Source organism: Streptomyces sp. V4I23, assembly GCF_030817975.1.
In the GTDB taxonomy this organism is placed as follows: Bacteria; Actinomycetota; Actinomycetes; order Streptomycetales; family Streptomycetaceae; genus Streptomyces.
In genome coordinates this window covers 1,562,210-1,580,733 of sequence record NZ_JAUSZW010000004.1, presented here as the reverse complement: position 1 = coordinate 1,580,733, position 18,524 = coordinate 1,562,210, and the positions used below count along the sequence as shown (strand labels likewise).

Here is an 18,524-nt window from a genome sequence, read left to right as displayed (position 1 = left end):
CGATTTGAGCTCAGGCACGATGCCGGTCGATGGCTTACGGCCAGGCGGGCTTTGAAGCGATCTACCACGACGAACTGTCCGCGGGTGTCAGAGCCGGCGGCGGCTCTGGCCATGTGGTGACCACGATCAGGCCTGAAGCCCAAGAGTCCGCGGCCCGGGGCCTGGGCAGCAGAAGGGGCGCCGCGGTGGCTGTTGATTCGGACACCGGCCGGATCCTGGCGCTGGTCAGCACGCCGTCGTACGATCCCTCGCGCTTCAGCGGCAATGCGCCTTCGGGCGAGAAGACGTGGAAGAAACTGCAGGACGACAGCGACAAGCCGATGCTCATAAGAGAGCACCTTCCCCACGGAGGGTGGCAGGGACTACCAAGTGGCTCTTTCCGGCATCGGATGGGGTGAGGTGCGTGCCACACCCCTCAGGATGGCGGAGGTCATGGCGGCCATCGCCAACGGCGGCCGACGGACGGCCCCCACGATGGTCGACCGAATCGTCCTCAGCGACGGAACTGTGGTGGGGCCACGGCGCAGTCCTGTGCCACGGCGCCAGGTCATCAGCCGTAGGACCGCCGACCAACTGCGGTCTGCGCTCGAGACCTCTGCCGGTGCCGGCCGCATCACCGGCTGGGTCCAGCCCGACCGGACGTACGATGCCGAGCCGACCTCATGGTGCCTGTCGTATGCCGGGGACAAGAAGGGCCGGATGATCGCGATCGCTGTTCGGGTGGAAGATCCCGGCAGCGCGAAGGGCGATGTCCGACCGGCGGTCGCTGTGGCCGATCGGATCAGGGCGTCCTCTTCGACTCTGTCGAGGGACCGGAAGCTCTTCTTCTTGCAGTCCGGTCCCGGACGTGCTTCGCCTCGACAAGGTGACCGTCGGCCGGACGTACGCCGTCGACCATCAGGCCGCGTTTACGGCCTGCCAGCGGGACCTCACGTTCGGGGTAGCCCGCGATGCGCAGTTGGTACGCGTTGTCCGGGCTGTGCGGACCGCCACCGCCGGCCAGTCCGCCCGGTGTGAGAGGACTCGCCCAGGCACGGAACTGCTGCTGTTCCGAGGCGGTGAGCAGACGGCTGGTACCGGGCGCGGGCGGAATCGGGTCGGCGACGGGTATGCCTGGGTCGACGGGATTGACGGCGGGCAGCAGCGCCGGGGGCCCACCTGTGAAGGAGGCCAGTCTGATCGGCACGGGTATGGGCATTCGGATGGGCGGCGGCAGGAACGGAACCCGGGGAGGCCGGGAGCCGTCGGCCCCTCGGGCTGTGGCAGTCTGACACGCTCCGCTGACGAGTCCAGCGCGTGTGCCACGTTACCCAGGTCCTGAACAGGTCGTTCTGGTGATGCCGGATCTTCTCCTTCGCCGCCTCGACGTGATCCGCGTACCGGTCGCATGCCTTGGCAAGCTGCGAACAGCAGCGATCAGATTGGTCACCAGGGGCTCGTCCGCCTCCGCCTTGGCCGGCGGGCACGTGAGACCGGCGAAGTGTTTGACGTACGCGCGGAAGGCGTCGGCGGCCTCACCGGTGTGAGCCTTGCCGGCAGTGCCGGAGTAGGTTTGCGCGTCTTCCAGGAACCGCTGCATCGGGGAGTCGGCCTGGCGCCAAGACCCGGCGACGTCCCCGTGTATGCCGAGGGCGGCCGGGGTGACGAGTACCCGTGCTCAGCCGCGGGCCGTCGAAGCGGCCGGGCTCGCGCCCGGCTCGACCGTGGACTTGATGTAGATCCGAGTGTCGCCCGGCTTGAATTCGTGCGCGAAGAGGTCGATGCAGCGCCGGAGATACCTGCCTTCTGGCGTTTCCAGGTCGTCGGGGCAGATGCTGATCTTCCGCAGCCCCTCTACGAGCGTCTCCGGCTCCTGCAGCCTGAGGTGGGCGAAGCCGTCCGCCGACCGGTAGTCCTGTGTCTCCGGGTGGAAGTTCCGGATCATCCTGGTGCCTTCCCGGATGAGCCGTGACGTGTACTCGTCCGCGTCCCGGGTGGGAAGGGTGAAGACCAGCAGCCCTGTGTCGTAGCGGCTTCCGGTCTTGTAGCCGGCTCTGAGGTCTGATGCCCTCTTGGGGATACGGATGCCGATTTCTTCACTCATCCAGTCAGGCGTCACACCGTGCCGCCAGCAGCAGGCGCTCTCCTTCTCCGCCTGTTTCGACGATGTCCGGTCGGCAATGAGGGTGATGCCGCCCACGACAATTCCCACAACCGCGAGAAGGACTGTGCCTACGATCAGCACGCGGTTGCGCGCAGACGTCCTGCCGGAGGACCCGTTGGTGGACATGCTCATCCGGGGGCGGTTCACCGGCCTTCCTGCTGCTCGCGCCCCGGGTCCGTACGCCCGCCTTCCCGCCCTGGCTCATCAGGCTTCGGCAGCGGGTCTTCATTGGGGGCAGCGCTGCCCAGGTCGTAGTGCTTGACCGAGCTACTGCCCGCCATGTCGAACTCCTGCGCGATACCGACGGTGTGCAGACGTGCCATCTCCCCGTCCGGGATACCCATGGTGTACCCCCCTGGAAAGTCGATCGTCACGCCCTTGTTCTTGTCCCAGTTGTAGCGGTCCCAGGCGTTGACCTGGTAATCGAGGCCTACCTGAGGTTGGCCGTTCGCGTCGGGAACCACGGTGACCACCCCGGTCACGTTCGACCTTGTCGAGCCGACCGCGTAGTACCAGTTCTCGTTGACGTCCTCCTGGAAGCTGTAGTCGCGACGGTTCTCGGTCTCCACAGGGATCGCGACCGGCTGGCCTCCGTTCCTCCTGAACTCCTCCAACGCCCGTTCACGCCAGCCGTCCTGCTGCTCCCTGATGCCGTCCTCGACGTAGTTCCGGAACCCCTCGTCGTCGTCCATCATCTTGTCGACGGGGAGATCCATGTCGTTCCCCGTGTTGCCCAGATAGTGCGCCATGTGACGTGAGGCATCGCTCATGCCGACCCAGTCGGCGCCCTCCGAGATCAGATTCATCTTCTCCCGCGTCCTGCGTTCCGCCGGGCCGGCCTTCTCCGACCCGTGCGGGCCCGACCCTTGATCCGGGGAGACCTGTTTGACAGTCGGGGAAAACACGCCGGCGGCCAGAAGATTGTCCTTGTGCCCGTTCCACAATTCCGCCCGTGCCTGCGGGCTGAGCGACTGCCAAAGCCGCTGCAGCTCGGCGCGCTGGGCCTTGTTCGCGTCGTCGCCCAGAGAAGCAAGCTTGACAGCGCGCGGCAGCTGGTCCTCGTCGAGAGATGTGTACGTCGCGTGACCTGCGTTGTACGGGTCGCCGCCATGGCTCCTCTTCAGCGCCCGCGCGATGGCAGCATCGATCTCCGCTGCATGTGAGACCAATCCGGTGAGGGTGTCGGCGTACCACTGCATCATGTCCTTGGTGCGCTGCGAGGTCCCCTTTGCATCGCAGAAGGCCTCCATCACCTTTACCGTCCCATTGCCGCCGTCGATCACCAACAGGCCAGGGTCCGGATCCGCCCTGTCCGGATTCCCTCTGCGGGCTTCGGTAGCAAGCTCCTTGGCACGTCGCTGGATGCGGGTCAGTTCGCCGTGTCCGTCCTCCAGTACGCTCCAGATGCTCGTGGCCTCCAGGTGGAGATCCCAGACCTCCTTCGCCGCTTTGCGGACGAAGTCCTTGGTGACTCCTGCGTTCAACCCGGCCCATTTGGCCCTGTCGGAGAGCTGTACAAGACCGCTGTAGACGTCGGACCGCAACTTCTCGAGCCCGTCGGCCATGGCTTTCCAATGATCGGCGGCCTCGCCCAGCTTCCCGAGGTTCACCTCGATGAGGTCGGTGTAGGTGAACACGCCCATGTCCCTGCTCCCCGTTACTTGACGTACTTCGAGATGTCGGACACCGAGACCGCGGAGCCGTCGCGATGCCTGAGTGAAGCGGCTATCTCGGCCTCGTCGTTGGCGTGCAACCTCTTCGAGAAGTCGAGGTGGTTCGATATGTGGGCGTACATCTGGAGCACTGTCTTGACCTTAGAACTCCAGATCTCAAGTGTGCTGAGGAGCTCGCCGCCTGCAGCGAGGTTCCGGGCCTGCAGCTCGGCTGCCGCCTGAGCCGTCGAGCCGGACCCGTCCTTCCCCATGCCCGCGCCGGTGATGTCGGCCTTCTTCTGCAGTTCACCGTGAATCCGGAACGCCTCGTTGCCGACCAGGCCAAGGTCATCCTGGTGGACCACGAGGTCGGCGTTGCCCTCCGCCCCTGTTCCACCGGCGTGGGCGCCGACTGTGTTGAGTCGCATCTGCGCAGACTGCCGCTCGTGCGCGTCGGACTTCAGCTGTGCCCATTCGTCGTTGAAAATCATTGCTTCCCCCGTGCCCATCTGCATCAACTTGCCATGCTAGATGTGACGTTGGGCGAAGCTCACCGTTTTCGTGTTGAGGGTGGTCACGCCGGCAAAGTTGTCCGAAAGTGCATTCGCGGGCCGAGGCGGTGCAGTGTATGCGTCTCACGGAGAAGGCGTGACTGACCGCCGAGATCTGCCACGTGGACGTTCATTCGGCCTGGAAGGAAGACGCCTTGATTGGTGCCATGGACGATCACGTCGTGCTTCCCCGATTCGCGTGCCACGCGTTGTGAGTTCCCGAGGGTGCGCTCGTCATAGCCGATCGTGGTGGTGCGCTTACCGAAGTAGACCGGGTCCCCCGAGATGAGCTCGTGGTCCCTGGGAACCCTGGGCGGCACAGGTACCTTGGATTCCTCGCTCTGCAGCAGCTCCCATGTTCGCCGCTTCCCCATGTCGTCCACTGCAGTTGCCATCCTGAGCGGCTGGGCGACGGTCACATCGATCGTGATTGCCTCGATGGCGCCGAAGGCGACGCCCGTGAGAGTGGTCGCCGCAATCGTGGCGACCGTGGTGGAAACAGTGAGGATCCGACGTTCTGATGACGGGGCCGGGAGGTCAGAAGGTGTCGAAGGTGTCGATGTGCCGTCGGATCTCCGCCACGACCTCTTCGCTGCCACCCGTGGCCGGAAGGATCCACGGGCTTTCCTCGCCGTTGGCCATGGCGAGGCTGCTGACGAATCGGACGAGATCCGGTGCCGGCACGAACGAGTCACGCAGCCACGTGGCGAAGACGGCTGCCTCGTCGGCGGTGACATCGACGAGGGTGACGTAGGCGTAGTCGGGACCTTCCATGGATGAGGTGCCGGTGATCCACACGTCGGGAGCCAGCGTGATCTCGAACTCGAGTACCTGCTCGCCGTGTAGTGGAGAGATCTGATGCTCGATGACAGGGTCGGGGAACGACTGCCGGAGAGCATGCTCCAGCGACGGCAGGGTGGAGCGCCAGGCGCCACTGTCCTCCTGAGGGGGGTAGAAGCCGATGTTGGTGCGGATATTGCGCTCGGTGGCCACTGTGTTCCTCTGGTTCACGGCTGATTCAGGGTACGCAGCGCGTCCCGACCCGGGAGCCCCCGTCAGCGGCGTGCCCTCAGGCTTGCGGTGCCAGAAGCGTCAGCCGTAGGACGGCTGCGAGAGCAAACATCGCTGGGACGGCGAACCACCACCGCCGCAACCACCGTGCCTTGACGAACGGCAGTGTCAGCAGAGCGGCGACGACGGTCAGGCCCAGGGCGGTGCCGGCAGCGAACTCGGAGTGGGAGACAGTCTCCGTGTCCCACGGCCCCGCCGGCTCGGCTGCGTACGCGAGAAGCAGCAGGTACGCCGTGACCAGATGCACTGCCACGAGCAACGTGGCACACACGGCAGTACCGATCCGGCCGGCGGGCGCGGGGCCGGCCCCGCGCGCCGGCACTTCCGGCCTCGTGGCGTTGCTCACCGCAGGGCCTCCTTTGCCTGGTCCAGCTGCGGGGGACGCGGGCCTGGGTCGCGTTCTCGCCGTCCATGCGGCCCTCGTGGAGGAGACCGGCGATCGCCATGAGCAGGTGGGAACTTCCGTCGAGAGATGCGGCATTGACGGAGTAGCCGTCGCCGTGAGCACCGGCGCCGCTGGGGTGGTCACCTCCTGACGGCGCTTGGTTGAGTTGCATCTGTGTAGCTGCCTGCTGCCGCGCGAGCGCCGCCTCCTTGAGGCCGGCCCATTCCGCTGCGAATGACATCGCTCTCGTCCCCCGTGACCTGGCGCTTGTGCTGAGTGCGAACACAAGTGCACACCCCTTCAGGGTGCCACATCGTTCCGTGAGGGTCATGACCGATTTTGCGCCTGCGAGCCAGGTGTCGAGGCGGCAAACGCCCGTCGGTACCAGTGGATCTGACGGCTAGTAGTAAGTGATTCCACGTTGGAGGACAGCAGTTGCAAGTCGGCTACGAGCAGGCCGCGGGCGCATGAGCGCCGGGTGCGGGTTGGTGTCGCGCGATGGGGTGGTTTGGGGGCTTCACGGGGCGAACTGGGGTGTTGGGTGCGTACTTTTGATCGGGCGGGGGGTTGGTGGGGTGCGAGGCGGTACGAGGCGGGTGTGTACGCGGGGGCCGGGTGGCTGTACGCGGGGTGAGGCGTGACGGGGAGACGGCTGACGGCGTTGCACGCGGGAGGTGGTGGTGCGGATGACCATTGAGGACGAGCAGGGGCTCGGCGTCGGGGACGGGTACGAGTACGGACAGGGGAGCGGGGAAGGGGGTGCGCGTGGTGACGGGTGAGGCCCGGGGTCGGGCATCCTGCATGTGTTCGGACGGCAGTTGAAGCGGTTCCGGGAGTGGGCGGAGCACGACGGGGGGCGTTCGGCGCGATGACGGGCTACTCGGCGTCGACGATCGCGAGCTACGAGCAGGAGCGGCGCGTGCCGCAGCCGGCGGTCCAGTCCAGTCCCGTCCTGCCGGCTCCGGCCCTGGACTGTCCCGTGACCAGGTGCCGAAGTCCCCTTGTGCAAGTGCCCCCTTCGACGGCGACCTCCTCCGACCCCGCAGGAGGGGGTACGCGGCTCGATAAGGTGATCACCATGAGGCCGATCAGTCGACGCACAGCGGGCTTAGCGACGTTGTACGCACTTCTTCCCGTGCTTGCTCTGGGCTGCACCGCGGGGGCGGACTCCGACGGCGGGAGCGGTGCCAAGGGCAAGGAGACGCCGCCCGGCGCTACGCAGGACGTGCCTCGCCCCGTCGAAGGATTGGGAGACATCATCGTCGCGGGCCGACCGGTCACCGGGGCGGAGCCGTCGGGACACCCCAAGGTCCCCTACCGGCGGACTTACGAGGCTGGTTCGCTGTACGCCGCCGTGACCGGATATCGGTCGATGGCTTACGGCCGGACGGGCCTTGAAGCGATCTACCACGACGAACTGTCCGCGGGTGTCAGAGCCGGCGGCGGCTCCGGCCATGTGGTGACCACGATCAGGCCTGAAGCCCAAGAGTCCGCGGCCCGGGCCCTGGGCAGCAGAAGGGGCGCCGCGGTGGCTGTTGATTCGGACACCGGCCGGATCCTGGCGCTGGTCAGCACACCGTCGTACGATCCCTCGCGCTTCAGCGGCAATGCGCCTTCGGACGAGAAGGCGTGGAAGGAACTGCAGGACGACAGCGACAAGCCGATGCTCAACAGGGCGGTGCGTGACGCTGTACCGCCACGCCACACCTTCTACCTCGTCGTTGCGGCGGCCGCGCTCGAGGAGGGGCTCTACGGATCGGTCGACGATCCGACACGTGCGCCCCTGCCGTACACACTGCCCGAGACGACGACCGAACTCGCGTCCGACGCGGCCTCGTGCGCCGATGCCTCGATCAGGACCGCTCTGCGGCACGCGTGCGACAACGTCTTCGCCGCCATGGCCGTAGAACTGGGGCAAGACACCCTCGCCCGGACGGCCGAGAACTTCGGCTTCAACGACGAGGCCCTGTACACGCCCCTGTTGGAAGCAACGAGCACCTTCCCCACGGAGGGTGGCAGGGACTACCAAGTGGCTCTTTCCGGCATCGGATGGGGTGAGGTGCGTGCCACACCCCTCAGGATGGCGGAGGTCATGGCGGCCATCGCCAACGGCGGCCGACGGACGGCCCCCACGATGGTCGACCGAATCGTCCTCAGCGACGGAACTGTGGTGGGGCCACGGCGCAGTCCTGTGCCACGGCGCCAGGTCATCAGCCGTAGGACCGCCGACCAACTGCGGTCTGCGCTCGAGACCTCTGCCGGTGCCGGCCGCATCACCGGCTGGGTCCAGCCCGACCGGACGTACGATGCCGAGCCGACCTCATGGTGCCTGTCGTATGTCGGGGACAAGAAGGGCCGGGTGATCGCGATCGCTGTTCGGGTGGAAGATCCCGGCAGCGCGAAGGGCGATGTCCGACCGGCGGTCGCTGTGGCCGATCGGATCAGGGCGTCCGTGTCCTGAAGCAGCCGAATCGACTACCCCGACCGCGTTACCCCAAGTCCGCCCGCCGGGCGTGCAGTTCCGACCGCACCAGTTCCAGCAGGCGCCCCAGCCAGTTGCGGCCGCGGCCCGCGTTGTCGCCCCAGAAGGCCGAGTCCGCGTCGGCGTAGACGAGAGTCGCGTCGGCGGTCGACAGCAGGAAGTCGGCGAGGTCGGGGTGCTGGGCGTACTTGGCGCGCAGCAGGCGGTGCATGACCGCGGTGCGGGTGTGCTCCCAGCCGTCGCGCTGCGGGGCTTCGGCGGCGAGCCGGGCCGCCGCGGCCGCGGTGTCGGCATTCGTGATCGCGGTGCGGGCAGCGGGATCCGCCGTGGACAGTGCCCAGTACGCGTGCGCCGCCGAGGGATACGTGACGCCGTCGATGTCGACCGGCGCCGGGAAGTCGGTCCGCAGCGACTTCTTGTTCTGCGCGTCCGAGGGCTTCAGCGGGTACGTGTGGGGGACGTGGATGCCCGGGGCGTGCGGCGTCGCCGGGCCGTCCGCTGGGACGCGGGAGGACCGTTCGGTGATCCAGCGGGCCCGGTCCTCGAGGAAGGCGATCGCGTCGTCGTACTCCTCCTGGGTCACCGGGTCGTCCGGCCACTCGTCCGTGCGCCCGCCCGGTCCCGCAACGAGGACCTTGAGCGGTTCGTCTCTGCGGTCCATGTCGCCGAGGGCGTAGCGCCGCTGGGTGACCGGGATGGCGTCGTACGCGGCCCGGACGTCGGCGCGCCTCTCCTCGGTCCGGTCGGCGAGGAACGCGTCGACGGCCGCCAGGCACCGGTCCGTCGAGTCGGGGCGGCCGTTGAGCTGGTCGATCGTGTCCCGGACCTCGGCGAGCATCACCTCCGGGGTGAGCCAGGTGTGCGGCTCGTGGCACGTCCAGCCCGCCAGGTCGTGGCCCGACGCCCGGGCGCCTTCGGGGAGTTCGGTGGCGACCCAGCCGCTGCGGAGCTTCTGCTCGAACTCGTCGAGGGTGACCAGGCCCCAGCAGTCGACGAGCCCGTCCGCGTAGATGAACAGGTCGGTGAGGAAGTAGTCGCCGTTGCGGATGAAAGCATGGCGCCACGTACCGGGGACGCGGACGCCGTCCGCCATGCGATGGGTGACCCGTCTGCCGATCATCGCGCCATTGTGCAGGTTCCTCGCCGGCACAGGGGCACGGGGTGAGTCCCCGGCACGGAAGCGCGGGCAGAGGACCGGCCGGAGAGACGGATGACCGGCCGGAAAACCGGATGATCAGTACCTCGGCCCCCTGTTACCTTCGTGACGCGCGGGGCGGCTCCCGGGTGTGCTTCCTTCATCAACTTCCTTTGACGAAACAGCGTGCCCACTTCCCGCCCCGCGCAGCACCCGGTCATCCGGGAGGGGGAGAACCAGACGTGTCCGGCACCACCGCCACCAGCCGTGCCACCACCACTCCGCGCAGCCTCGCCGCCGTGCTCCTCGCGCGGCGCGGGGCCGTCTACCTGCCGGAGGGCGGGGACGTATCCGAGCCCGCCGGGCACGTGGGCACCGCGCTGCTCGAGGCCGATCTCGTCGAGCGCGGGTATCTCGTGGCCGCCCCGCTGCGCGCCGCGTTCGCGGCGCTCGACGCCCGGGCCCTCGGGGCGACGGGCCGGGCGCTGCTCCAGGACATCGACCGGGAGACCGGCGCCGACCGGCAGCACGAGCCCCTGCTGCGCGGCTTCCCGGACAGCACGCCGCGCGACACGTACGCGCACTACGTCGACCGCGTCCTCACGGTGCTGTTCCAGCGGCCCGAGCAGCCGTGCGTGCTGTGCGGCACGGTGGACTCGGTCGTGCCCGTCGCGCCCTGCGCCCACCTCGTGTGCGGCACCTGCTTCGACGGCGCCGACTTCTCTGCCTGCCCGGTGTGCGAGCGGCGTATCGACCCCGCCGATCCGTTCCTGCGCCCCCAGCGCCCGCGCCGGATCTTCTCCCGCCGCCCCGCGCGGCCCCACCGGCTGCGACTGCTCGCGTACGGCGGGGATCTGAGCGACCGTCAGCGCGACGCCGCCCGGGAACTGGACACGCTGCTCGCCCGGACCGGCGCCCTGACCCCGCAGGACGCCGACGACCTGGACGCCCTGCTGGCCGCCCGGACCCGCGACGGACTCGACCGGCTGCCCGCCACGGTGCCGGGCCGCGAGACCAAGGCCCGTCTCGTCGCCTGGCTGCTCGCCGACCCCGCGGACCTGCCGGCCACCCTGCCGTTCGCCACCGGTCTGATCGACACCGCCACCGACGTGCTGCGGGTGCTCGCGGTCCGTTCCGGCGGCGACGCGGGGCTCGTACGGATGCCGCGCTTCGCCCGCGTACCTCGTCCCCTGCGCCGCGCCCTGCTGTCGGCCCTGGACGCTCTCGACCCGGCGCAGGCGGCCCAGGACATGCGGCGGTACCGGCGTGCCTGGATCCACGCCGCGGAACTGCTCCACCCCTTCGAGCACACGGACCGGTACCCCCGCGCGGCAGTCGCCTTCGCCGCGCTGCGCGGCACGGCGCTCGGCGACGACGCCCTGTCCCTCGCCCTGCGCAAGGCCGCCGTCGGCGTCGACGGCATCGACGTCACCGGCCCGTCCGTGACCGTGCGCACCTGGGGCGGCCAGGTCGAGGCCGCTCTCGCGGACCGCGACCTCGGCCGTGCGCTCACCCTGCTCGGCCGGCGGCCGGGCGAGCTCGTCCGCCGCCTCGACCACCTGCTGCGCCTCGCCGGTGACGGGGACGAGGGCCGCGCCGTCGTCGCCGCGCTGGAGCGGGTGGTCGGGCGCGTGGCGCCGGCCGTGGTGCTCTCCGCGCTCGGTGCGATCCGCACCCGTACGCGCGAGCGCACGGTACGGGTGTTCTTCCCCAAGGGCGCGGCAGCGCGGGCCCATGTGACCGACGACGGCAGGCCGCCGCTTTCCACCGAGCTCGTGCGGTCGGTCGCCGGCGTGCTGACGGCGGAGATGCTGCGCCGCGCCGGGGAAGCGGCGCCCGTGGAGGTCGCGGTCGTGGACGCGGCGCTGGACGGCGTCGTCGCGCCGTTCACCGAACGGACCGCGTCGCGGGCCCTGGTGACCCTTCCGCGCGGCAGCGAACTCGCCGTCCCGGACGGCACCACATTGCGCCTGTTCCTGCACTGGATGGAGAGTCCCGCATCAGGCCGCACCGACCTCGACCTGTCGGCGGCCATGTTCGCCGCGGACTGGCGGCACATCGGCGAGTGCGACTACACCAGGCTGCGGTACGAGGGCACGGCGGCCGTGCACTCGGGCGACCTCCAGGACGCCCCGCCCCCGCTCGGCGCGTCCGAGTTCGTGGACCTCGACCTGGAGCGGCTCGCCGAGGCCGGAGTGCGGTACGTCGTCGCGGTCGTCTACTCGTACAACAACGTCCCCTTCGGCGACCTGGCGGACGCCTTCGCCGGGCTCATGGTGCGGGACGCGCCCGGGAACGAGGGCCCCGTTTTGGACGCGCGTGCGGTGGAGCAGCGCTTCGACCTCACCGGCAGCAGCCGCGCCTGCGTGCCGCTGATCGTCGACGTGCAGGCGCGCACCATGCGCTGGCTCGACGTGGTCAAGGGCGTCACGGGCACGCAGCACGCGGTGTGGCGGCACGCGCACGCGCTGGCCACCCTCTCCCACCGGCTCACGGAGCTGTTCGCGTCCGGCGCCCGCGTCGGCATGGGGGAGCTCGCGGTGTGGCAGGCCGCGGCGCGGGCCGCCACCGTCGTCCTGCGCCACACGGACGGTTCGCGGAGCGTGTACGCGCGGCGGGACGGCGAGGACGTGGCCGCCTTCGCGGCCCGCATCGGCTCACCGGAGAGGGACGCGGCCGAGCCGTCGGCACGGCCCCGGCTGGCCTTCCTGCTGCGCGGCGACGTCGACGTGGCCGACGGCGGGGAGGTGTTCGCCGTGTACCCGTACGCGCAGGACGCGACGCGCGTGCGCCTGATCGCCGCCTCGGACGTCGTCACGGCCCTCGCGCCGCGCTGACACGCCACCGCCCCCGGTGCTGTGCGGTACCGGGGGCGGGGTGCGTCAACGGGTGGTGTCAGCCGACCAGTTGCTCGTACGCCGGCAGCGTCAGGAAGTCCTCGTACGACTCGTCCAGCGCCACCTTCAGCAGCAGGTCGTGCGCCTGCTGCCACTTGCCGGCGGCGAACGCCTCCTCGCCCAGCTCCGCGCGGATCGCGTCCAGTTCCTCCGCGGCGACCTTGCGGGCCAGCTCCGGGGTGGCCCGCACTGTCCTTCCGGCGTGCTCGAAGACCACGCCCGCGTTGATCCACTGCCAGATCTGGGAGCGGGAGATCTCCGCCGTCGCCGCGTCCTCCATCAGGTTGAAGATGGCGACCGCGCCGAGGCCGCGCAGCCACGCCTCGATGTAGCGGATGCCGACCTGGACCGCGTTGCGCAGGCCCTCGTAGGTGGGCCTGGCGTCCAGGGAGTCGATGGCGATCAGGTCACCCGGCGCCACCGAGACGTCCTCGCGCAGGCGGTCCTTCTGGTGGGGCTTGTCGCCCAGCACCGCGTCGAAGGACGCCATGGCGATCGGGACCAGGTCCGGATGGGCGACCCACGAGCCGTCGAAGCCGTCGCCGGCCTCGCGGTCCTTGTCGGCCTTGACCTTCTCGAAGGCGACCTTGTTGACCTCGGGGTCCTTGCGGGAGGGGATGAACGCCGCCATGCCGCCGATCGCGTGCGCGCCCCTCTTGTGGCAGGTGCGGACCAGCAGTTCGGTGTACGCGCGCATGAACGGGGCGGTCATGGTGACCGCGTTGCGGTCCGGCAGGACGAACTTCTCGCCGCCGTCACGGAAGTTCTTGACGATGGAGAACAGGTAGTCCCAGCGGCCGGCGTTGAGGCCGGAGGCGTGGTCGCGCAGCTCGTAGAGGATCTCCTCCATCTCGTACGCCGCCGTGATCGTCTCGATCAGGACGGTCGCGCGGACGGTGCCCTGCGGGATGCCGACGTAGTCCTGGGCGAAGACGAAGATGTCGTTCCAGAGGCGGGCCTCCAGGTGCGACTCCGTCTTCGGCAGGTAGAAGTACGGCCCCTTGCCGAGGTCCAGCAGGCGCTGGGCGTTGTGGAAGAAGTACAGGCCGAAGTCGACCAGGGAGCCCGGCACCGGGGTGCCGTCGACCCGCAGGTGGCGCTCGGTGAGGTGCCAGCCACGCGGGCGCATCACGACGGTCGCGAGCTCCTCGGCGGGGCGCAGGGCGTAGGACTTGCCCGACCGAGGGTCGGTGAAGTCGATGCGGCGCTCGTAGGCGTCGATCAGATTGAGCTGGCCGAGGACCACGTTCTCCCAGGTGGGGGCCGAGGCGTCCTCGAAGTCGGCGAGCCAGACCTTCGCGCCGGAGTTGAGCGCGTTGATGGTCATCTTGCGGTCGGTGGGTCCGGTGATCTCCACCCGGCGGTCGCCCAGGGCCGCGGGCGCCGGGGCGACCTTCCAGGAGTCGTCCGCGCGGATGGCGGCGGTCTCCGGGAGGAAGTCCAGCGTGGAGGTGCGGGCGATCTCGGCGCGACGGGCGGCGCGGCGGGCGAGCAGCTCGTCACGCCGGGGCGTGAACCGCCGGTGCAGCTCTGCCACGAAGGCGAGGGCCGCGTCGGTCAGGACCTCATCCTGCCGGGGCAGGGGCTCGGCTTCGACGATGGCCAGCGGGGACGGCGCTGGTGCGGACATGAGCTGTCACTTCCTTCAGCGAGCATTTCAGCGAGCTTCTAGCGAGCGTCGCGGGCTTCACGAGGGGGCGCCGGGCGGCCGCCCGGGGCGGCACAGCGTGGCACTCAGTGCCAAGGCTCCGGGGTACGGCCGAGGGGCGCCCTTCGATGGTCAGGCGCTTCTGAACAGTGGATACTAGTTACCGCATGGTGGAAGTTCAATGGTTTGTTGATATCGAGATTCTCCGGGTCGACAGAACGTGTCGCTCAGTGCCACGCCGCTCACTCAAGGTGCCTCAGGTCCCCGGGCGTGTCGATGTCGTACTCCTCCGCCACGTCCCCGCACTCCACGAGCGTCAGCTCGCCCTCGTGCGCCGCCACGTACGCCCGCGCCCCGCGGTCCCCGACCGCGCTCGCCGCGATGTCCGCCCAGCGGTCCGCGCCGAACGCGAGCGGATGGCCCCGCTCGCCCCCGTACGCCGCGGCCGCGAGCGCCGCACGCGACAGACCCGCGGCCCGCACCCGCGCGACCGCCCGCGCGCCGATGCCCGGCTGGTCCACCAGCAGGACCAGCACCGCGTCCACGCCCTCGGCGGGCAGCGAGGCGAGCCCCGCCCGCAGCGACGAGCCCATCCCGCTCTCCCAGTCCGGGTTCTCGGCCACCGTGCACCCCGCCAGGTCCGCCGTCTCGCGCACCGCGTCGGCCGCCGCGCCCAGCACGACATGAACGGGGCCGCACCCGCCCTCCCGGAGGGCCCGTACGGCGTGCTCCACCAGTGGCCTGCCGCGGTGCGTCAGCAGCGCCTTCGGCCGGCCCCCGAGCCGCCGCCCGCCGCCCGCCGCGAGCAACAGGCCCGCGACGACGGGCGCTTGGGGACCGGAGTGCGGCTGAGGGTGTGACATGAGGACTCCTTGGTCCATTTCGGGGCACGAGGGCCGGCCGGCGCATCCGGGCATTTCGCGCGGGCTGCAACCGCGCGGCCCACCCCGGCCGTCCGACGTGGAGAGCATGGGGTGACCTTGGATAAGGTTCACCTCCAATACTGAGGTTCGCCATGGGGGATCGAGAGTCGATGAGTGGGCGCGCGCACCAGAGAGCGGTGTTCCAGCCGCTGGGTGAGGACGATCCGAAGACGGTCGCCGGATACAAGATCGCAGCTCGCCTCGGCGCCGGCGGGATGGGCAAGGTCTACCTGTCGTACACCCCCGGCGGCCGGCCGGTCGCCATCAAGGTGATCCGGCCCGACTTCGGCCAGGACGCCGAGTTCCGCCGCCGGTTCGCCCAGGAGGTGCAGGCCGCGCAGCGCGTGCAGGGCCTGTTCACGGCACCCGTGATCGACGCCGACCCGGACGCCGAACAGCCCTGGCTCGCCACCGCCTACGTGCCCGGTCCCTCCCTCTCCGACGCCGTCGCCCAGCACGGCAAGCTGCCGGTGGAGACCGTGCTGCTGCTCGTCGCCGGCATCGCCGAGGCGCTGCAGATCATCCACGGCGCGGGCATCGTCCACCGCGACCTCAAGCCCGCCAACGTCCTGCTCGCCGCCGACGGCCCGCGGGTCATCGACTTCGGCATCGCCCGCGCCGCCGACGCCACCTCGCTGACCAGCAGCGGTGTCACCATCGGCACGCCCTCGTTCATGGCTCCGGAGCAGGCCGCGGGCAGCCATGTGACACCCGCGACCGACATCTTCGCCCTCGGCCAGATCGCGGCCTACGCGGCCACCGGCAGGGCCGCCTTCGGCGAGGGCACCTCGCACGGGGTGCTCTACCGGATCGTCCACGAGGAGCCCGATCTCACCGAACTCCCGGACCAGCTGCGCGAACTGGTCACGCGGTGCATGGTGAAGGACCCCGCGGGCCGCCCCTCCGTCGCCGAGATCCTGAGCATCTGCCAGGCGGCCAACGGCGAGACGGTGCTGCGCCGTCCCGAGGAGTGGCTGCCGAGCGTGGTCGCCGCCGAGATCACCACCCGCAAGGCCGCACCCGCGCCGCCCGCGACCCCGCCGGCCGGGCAGCCGCCGGTCGCCGGGCAGCCGCCGGTTGCCGGGCAGCCCCCCGCGCAGCCGGCCGCGGCACCCACCCACATGCCCACCGCGCACGCGGCGCCGTCGACGCCGCCGCCCGGGTTCGGCCCCGCGCCGCAGCCGCCCACGCAGCCGCACGCCCCCTCCGGTCCGCAGGGCCCGTACGGACAGCCCCACGCGCAGCCTCACACGCAGCCGGGCACCCAGCCGCAGCCGCACGCCCAGCCGACGTACGGCTACCCGCAGCCCGGCGCGCAGGGCCCTGGGTACGGCTATCCGCAGACGGCCGCCCACCCGCAGTCCGGCGGCCCCGCCCCCTACAACCCCGCCGCCACCGGCCAGACGGCTCCCGCCGCGCCCAAGAAGAAGACGGCGCGCAATCTCGCCATCGCCGTCGCGGTCACGCTGGTGCTGGGCGTCGCCGTCGGCGGCGGTACGTACTTCGCCCTGTCCGGCAACGACAAGGGCAAGGCGAACCAGAGCCAGGACAAGAGCGGTTCGGACAAGCAGAGTTCGACCCCGAAGCCGGACGGCACCCCCTCGGAACAGGGTGACGGCGGCAGCGGTGTCGACGCGCCGCCGGACGAGCCGGTCGCCGACCCGACGCCGAAGACGTACACCGGGATCAACCTGGTGGACCAGTACCACCTCACCCTCGACGACGATCCCGTCAAGCCCGTCGACGACGACTCGCCCTCGGACGTCTACTACAGCGACATCAGTGAGCAGATCCGGACGGAGAACGGCCGGTACATCCTGCTGCGCAGCGGCCAGACGGCCAGTCTCGACACCTGCCGGAACGAGACGCGCTACGCGACGAGCATCGATCTGGACGTCCTGTCGAAGGGCGCCAAGTTCTGCGTGCTGACGGATTCGGGGCACGCGGGTGTGGTGACCTATCAGGGGAAGTCGCCCGACACCGATCCCAGTCAGTTCATCACGCTCGATGTCATCGTGTGGCGTAACGCGATCGATCCCGCCCCTTCGTCCTGAATTCTGTCCTTGCTGTGGCGCGTCGCGGGCCGGATGGCGTTAACTGGCCCGCACCCCGCGGACGTTTCGCCGTCCGGCGGAACGCGGTCGCGGGCACAAGGACGTGCGAGGGGCTGGGCTTTGTTGCAGAGCGTGGGGCAGACGCGGGTGACAGGGAGCGGCGAGGATCCGAGAGCGGCGGTGTTACGTGCTGCGGTCGCGCAGCTCCGGCGTGAACTGGCGGGGTACCGTGCGGAGTTCGGCGACCGGGCGATCGCCGAGGACGAACTGGCCGTTCTGGCCGCGATGATCGCGGCGGGCGACCCGGAGATCCCGCGCATGCGCCGCTCGCTGCTGCTCATCGCGGGCGCGATCGGGTCGGTGAGCGCGCTGTCGCCGGCGCTGATGCAGGTGAGGAACGCGGTGGACACGTTCGGCGACGTGCCGCCGCGACGGAAGGTCTGATACCGGCGGCGTCCGCGCCGCCGCCCTCCCCGAACCGGGGGCTCCGCCCCCGGCCCGTGATGCTCTTGGCGGGGGCTTCGCCCGGGACCTGCCCGGGCATGCCGGTCTCGTCGGCGTTCGAGGCGCGGGGCTAGGGGGGAGTCCCGACGGGTGCGTCAGGTGCGTGCAGCCCCCGACGGGGACGGGCGCGCGCTCAGGACTGGGGGGACGTGCTCGCCAGGGCCGTGGAGAGGTCGTGCGCGACCTCCTGGAGGATCGGCACGATCTTCTCCGTCGCCGCCTCCGTCACCCGCCCCGCCGGGCCCGAGATCGAGATCGCCGCCGCCGTCGGGGAGTTCGGCACGGGGACGGCGAGGCAGCGCACGCCGATCTCCTGCTCGTTGTCGTCGACCGCGTACCCCGCCCGGCGGACCTGTTCGAGCGCGGCGAGGAAGCCCTCGGGCGTCGTGATCGTCTTCTCCGTCGCGGCCGGCATGCCGGTGCGCGACAGCAGCGCCCGTACCTCGTCCGCCGGGGTGTGCGCCAGCAGTGCCTTGCCCACGCCCGTGGAGTGCGGCAGGACGCGTCGGCCGACCTCGGTGAACATGCGCATCGAGTGCTTGGAGGGCACCTGCGCCACGTACACGATCTCGTCGCCGTCCAGGAGCGCCATGTTCGCCGTCTCGCCGGTCTCCTCGACCAGGCGGGCGAGGTAGGGGCGCGCCCAGGTGCCGAGCAGCCGGGACGCGGACTCGCCGAGCCGGATCAGCCGGGGGCCGAGCGCATAGCGGCGGTTGGACTGCTGCCGTACGTACCCGCAGGCCACCAGCGTGCGCATCAGCCGGTGGATGGTCGGCAGGGGGAGCCCGCTGCTCGCGGACAGCTCGCTCAGCCCGACCTCGCCACCGGCGTCGGCCATGCGTTCGAGCAGGTCGAAGGCGCGCTCCAGGGACTGCACGCCGCCACTGGCGGCGGGCTTGGCTGCGTCGGTGGTGCTGGCGCTGGACGTCGGCACGTCGGCGGTCCTTTCGGGCAGGCAGGGCAAGTCAGCAGCCTACCGGGCGTGTGCGTGGGGCACATCGCTCCCGTCGAGGCGTCTTTGCCGGTCAGGGCCCGTTTGTCCGGGTGTCAGCGGGCTTTTCGGGCAGGCCGGCGGCCTC

The 18,524-nt window shown here is 70.2% G+C and carries 15 protein-coding genes and 1 pseudogene; 6 read left to right on the top strand and 10 right to left on the bottom strand.

Going from position 1 to position 18,524, the window contains the following annotated elements; all coding sequences use genetic code 11:
- The first annotated feature begins 29 nt into the window (after positions 1 to 29).
- A complete protein-coding gene (locus QFZ82_RS09345) occupies positions 30 to 398 on the top strand; it encodes a penicillin-binding transpeptidase domain-containing protein (protein WP_307712710.1) in 369 nt (122 codons plus the stop codon).
- Between the two features lie 22 nt (positions 399 to 420).
- Positions 421 to 708 (top strand): annotated as a pseudogene (locus QFZ82_RS39715) (penicillin-binding transpeptidase domain-containing protein); the annotation flags it as partial.
- A gap of 73 nt (positions 709 to 781) precedes the next feature.
- Here QFZ82_RS39715 and QFZ82_RS09340 read toward each other — a convergent pair.
- The 6 genes from QFZ82_RS09340 to QFZ82_RS09315 all read right to left on the bottom strand — a co-directional run bounded on the left by QFZ82_RS09340 (position 782) and on the right by QFZ82_RS09315 (position 5,763).
- Positions 782 to 1,186, bottom strand: coding sequence for a restriction endonuclease fold toxin-2 domain-containing protein (locus QFZ82_RS09340; RefSeq protein ID WP_307712709.1), 405 nt, complete (start codon positions 1,184 to 1,186; stop codon positions 782 to 784).
- Between the two features lie 471 nt (positions 1,187 to 1,657).
- Complete coding sequence (locus tag QFZ82_RS09335; RefSeq protein ID WP_307712708.1) at positions 1,658 to 2,275, bottom strand: hypothetical protein; 618 nt, start codon at positions 2,273 to 2,275, stop codon at positions 1,658 to 1,660.
- An 11-nt stretch (positions 2,276 to 2,286) separates the two neighbouring features.
- Entirely contained in the window at positions 2,287 to 3,786 is a 1,500-nt protein-coding gene (locus QFZ82_RS09330) for a hypothetical protein (RefSeq protein ID WP_307712707.1), read from the bottom strand.
- Between the two features lie 14 nt (positions 3,787 to 3,800).
- A complete protein-coding gene (locus QFZ82_RS09325; protein WP_307717670.1) occupies positions 3,801 to 4,286 on the bottom strand; it encodes a hypothetical protein in 486 nt (161 codons plus the stop codon).
- Between the two features lie 597 nt (positions 4,287 to 4,883).
- Complete coding sequence (locus QFZ82_RS09320; RefSeq protein ID WP_307712706.1) at positions 4,884 to 5,357, bottom strand: hypothetical protein; 474 nt, start codon at positions 5,355 to 5,357, stop codon at positions 4,884 to 4,886.
- A gap of 58 nt (positions 5,358 to 5,415) precedes the next feature.
- Positions 5,416 to 5,763 carry a hypothetical protein gene (locus QFZ82_RS09315; protein ID WP_307712705.1) on the bottom strand — a complete coding sequence of 116 codons (348 nt, stop codon included), beginning with the start codon at positions 5,761 to 5,763 and terminating at the stop codon, positions 5,416 to 5,418.
- Positions 5,764 to 6,937: 1,174 nt separating this feature from the next.
- Between QFZ82_RS09315 and QFZ82_RS09310 the strand changes: the two genes are divergently transcribed.
- Complete coding sequence (locus QFZ82_RS09310; protein WP_307712704.1) at positions 6,938 to 8,263, top strand: penicillin-binding transpeptidase domain-containing protein; 1,326 nt, start codon at positions 6,938 to 6,940, stop codon at positions 8,261 to 8,263.
- Between the two features lie 28 nt (positions 8,264 to 8,291).
- On the opposite strand, the gene QFZ82_RS09305 is transcribed toward QFZ82_RS09310, so the two are convergent.
- Positions 8,292 to 9,404, bottom strand: coding sequence for an NADAR family protein (locus tag QFZ82_RS09305; protein WP_307712703.1), 1,113 nt, complete (start codon positions 9,402 to 9,404; stop codon positions 8,292 to 8,294).
- Between the two features lie 257 nt (positions 9,405 to 9,661).
- Between QFZ82_RS09305 and QFZ82_RS09300 the strand changes: the two genes are divergently transcribed.
- Complete coding sequence (locus tag QFZ82_RS09300; protein WP_307712702.1) at positions 9,662 to 12,256, top strand: MXAN_6230/SCO0854 family RING domain-containing protein; 2,595 nt, start codon at positions 9,662 to 9,664, stop codon at positions 12,254 to 12,256.
- Positions 12,257 to 12,314: 58 nt separating this feature from the next.
- Here the strand turns inward: QFZ82_RS09300 and aceB are convergent, their stop codons facing one another.
- Positions 12,315 to 13,946, bottom strand: a complete 1,632-nt coding sequence (gene aceB / locus QFZ82_RS09295) for a malate synthase A (RefSeq protein ID WP_307712701.1) — start codon at positions 13,944 to 13,946, stop codon at positions 12,315 to 12,317.
- A 260-nt stretch (positions 13,947 to 14,206) separates the two neighbouring features.
- Positions 14,207 to 14,827, bottom strand: a complete 621-nt coding sequence (locus QFZ82_RS09290; RefSeq protein ID WP_307712700.1) for a nucleotidyltransferase family protein — start codon at positions 14,825 to 14,827, stop codon at positions 14,207 to 14,209.
- Positions 14,828 to 14,997: 170 nt separating this feature from the next.
- On the opposite strand from QFZ82_RS09290, the gene QFZ82_RS09285 reads away from it, so the two are divergent.
- Positions 14,998 to 16,941, top strand: a complete 1,944-nt coding sequence (locus QFZ82_RS09285) for a serine/threonine-protein kinase (protein WP_307712699.1) — start codon at positions 14,998 to 15,000, stop codon at positions 16,939 to 16,941.
- A gap of 132 nt (positions 16,942 to 17,073) precedes the next feature.
- Positions 17,074 to 17,385: a DUF5955 family protein gene (locus QFZ82_RS09280; protein ID WP_307712698.1), complete on the top strand. Its 312-nt coding sequence runs from the start codon at positions 17,074 to 17,076 to the stop codon at positions 17,383 to 17,385.
- A gap of 193 nt (positions 17,386 to 17,578) precedes the next feature.
- Here QFZ82_RS09280 and QFZ82_RS09275 read toward each other — a convergent pair whose 3' ends face one another.
- A complete protein-coding gene (locus tag QFZ82_RS09275) occupies positions 17,579 to 18,379 on the bottom strand; it encodes an IclR family transcriptional regulator (protein ID WP_177149093.1) in 801 nt (266 codons plus the stop codon).
- Positions 18,380 to 18,524: the final 145 nt, after the last annotated feature.

Bases quoted from the DNA above. Each gene is read 5' to 3' on its own strand.
- QFZ82_RS09345 (WP_307712710.1), top strand. From the start codon at position 30: ATGGCTTACGGCCAGGCGGGCTTTGAAGCGATCTACCACGACGAACTG.
- QFZ82_RS09335 (WP_307712708.1), bottom strand. From the start codon at position 2,275: ATGAGCATGTCCACCAACGGGTCCTCCGGCAGGACGTCTGCGCGCAAC.
- QFZ82_RS09330 (WP_307712707.1), bottom strand. From the start codon at position 3,786: ATGGGCGTGTTCACCTACACCGACCTCATCGAGGTGAACCTCGGGAAG.
- QFZ82_RS09325 (WP_307717670.1), bottom strand. From the start codon at position 4,286: ATGATTTTCAACGACGAATGGGCACAGCTGAAGTCCGACGCGCACGAG.
- QFZ82_RS09305 (WP_307712703.1), bottom strand. From the start codon at position 9,404: ATGATCGGCAGACGGGTCACCCATCGCATGGCGGACGGCGTCCGCGTC.
- aceB (WP_307712701.1), bottom strand. From the start codon at position 13,946: ATGTCCGCACCAGCGCCGTCCCCGCTGGCCATCGTCGAAGCCGAGCCC.
- QFZ82_RS09290 (WP_307712700.1), bottom strand. From the start codon at position 14,827: ATGTCACACCCTCAGCCGCACTCCGGTCCCCAAGCGCCCGTCGTCGCG.
- QFZ82_RS09285 (WP_307712699.1), top strand. From the start codon at position 14,998: ATGAGTGGGCGCGCGCACCAGAGAGCGGTGTTCCAGCCGCTGGGTGAG.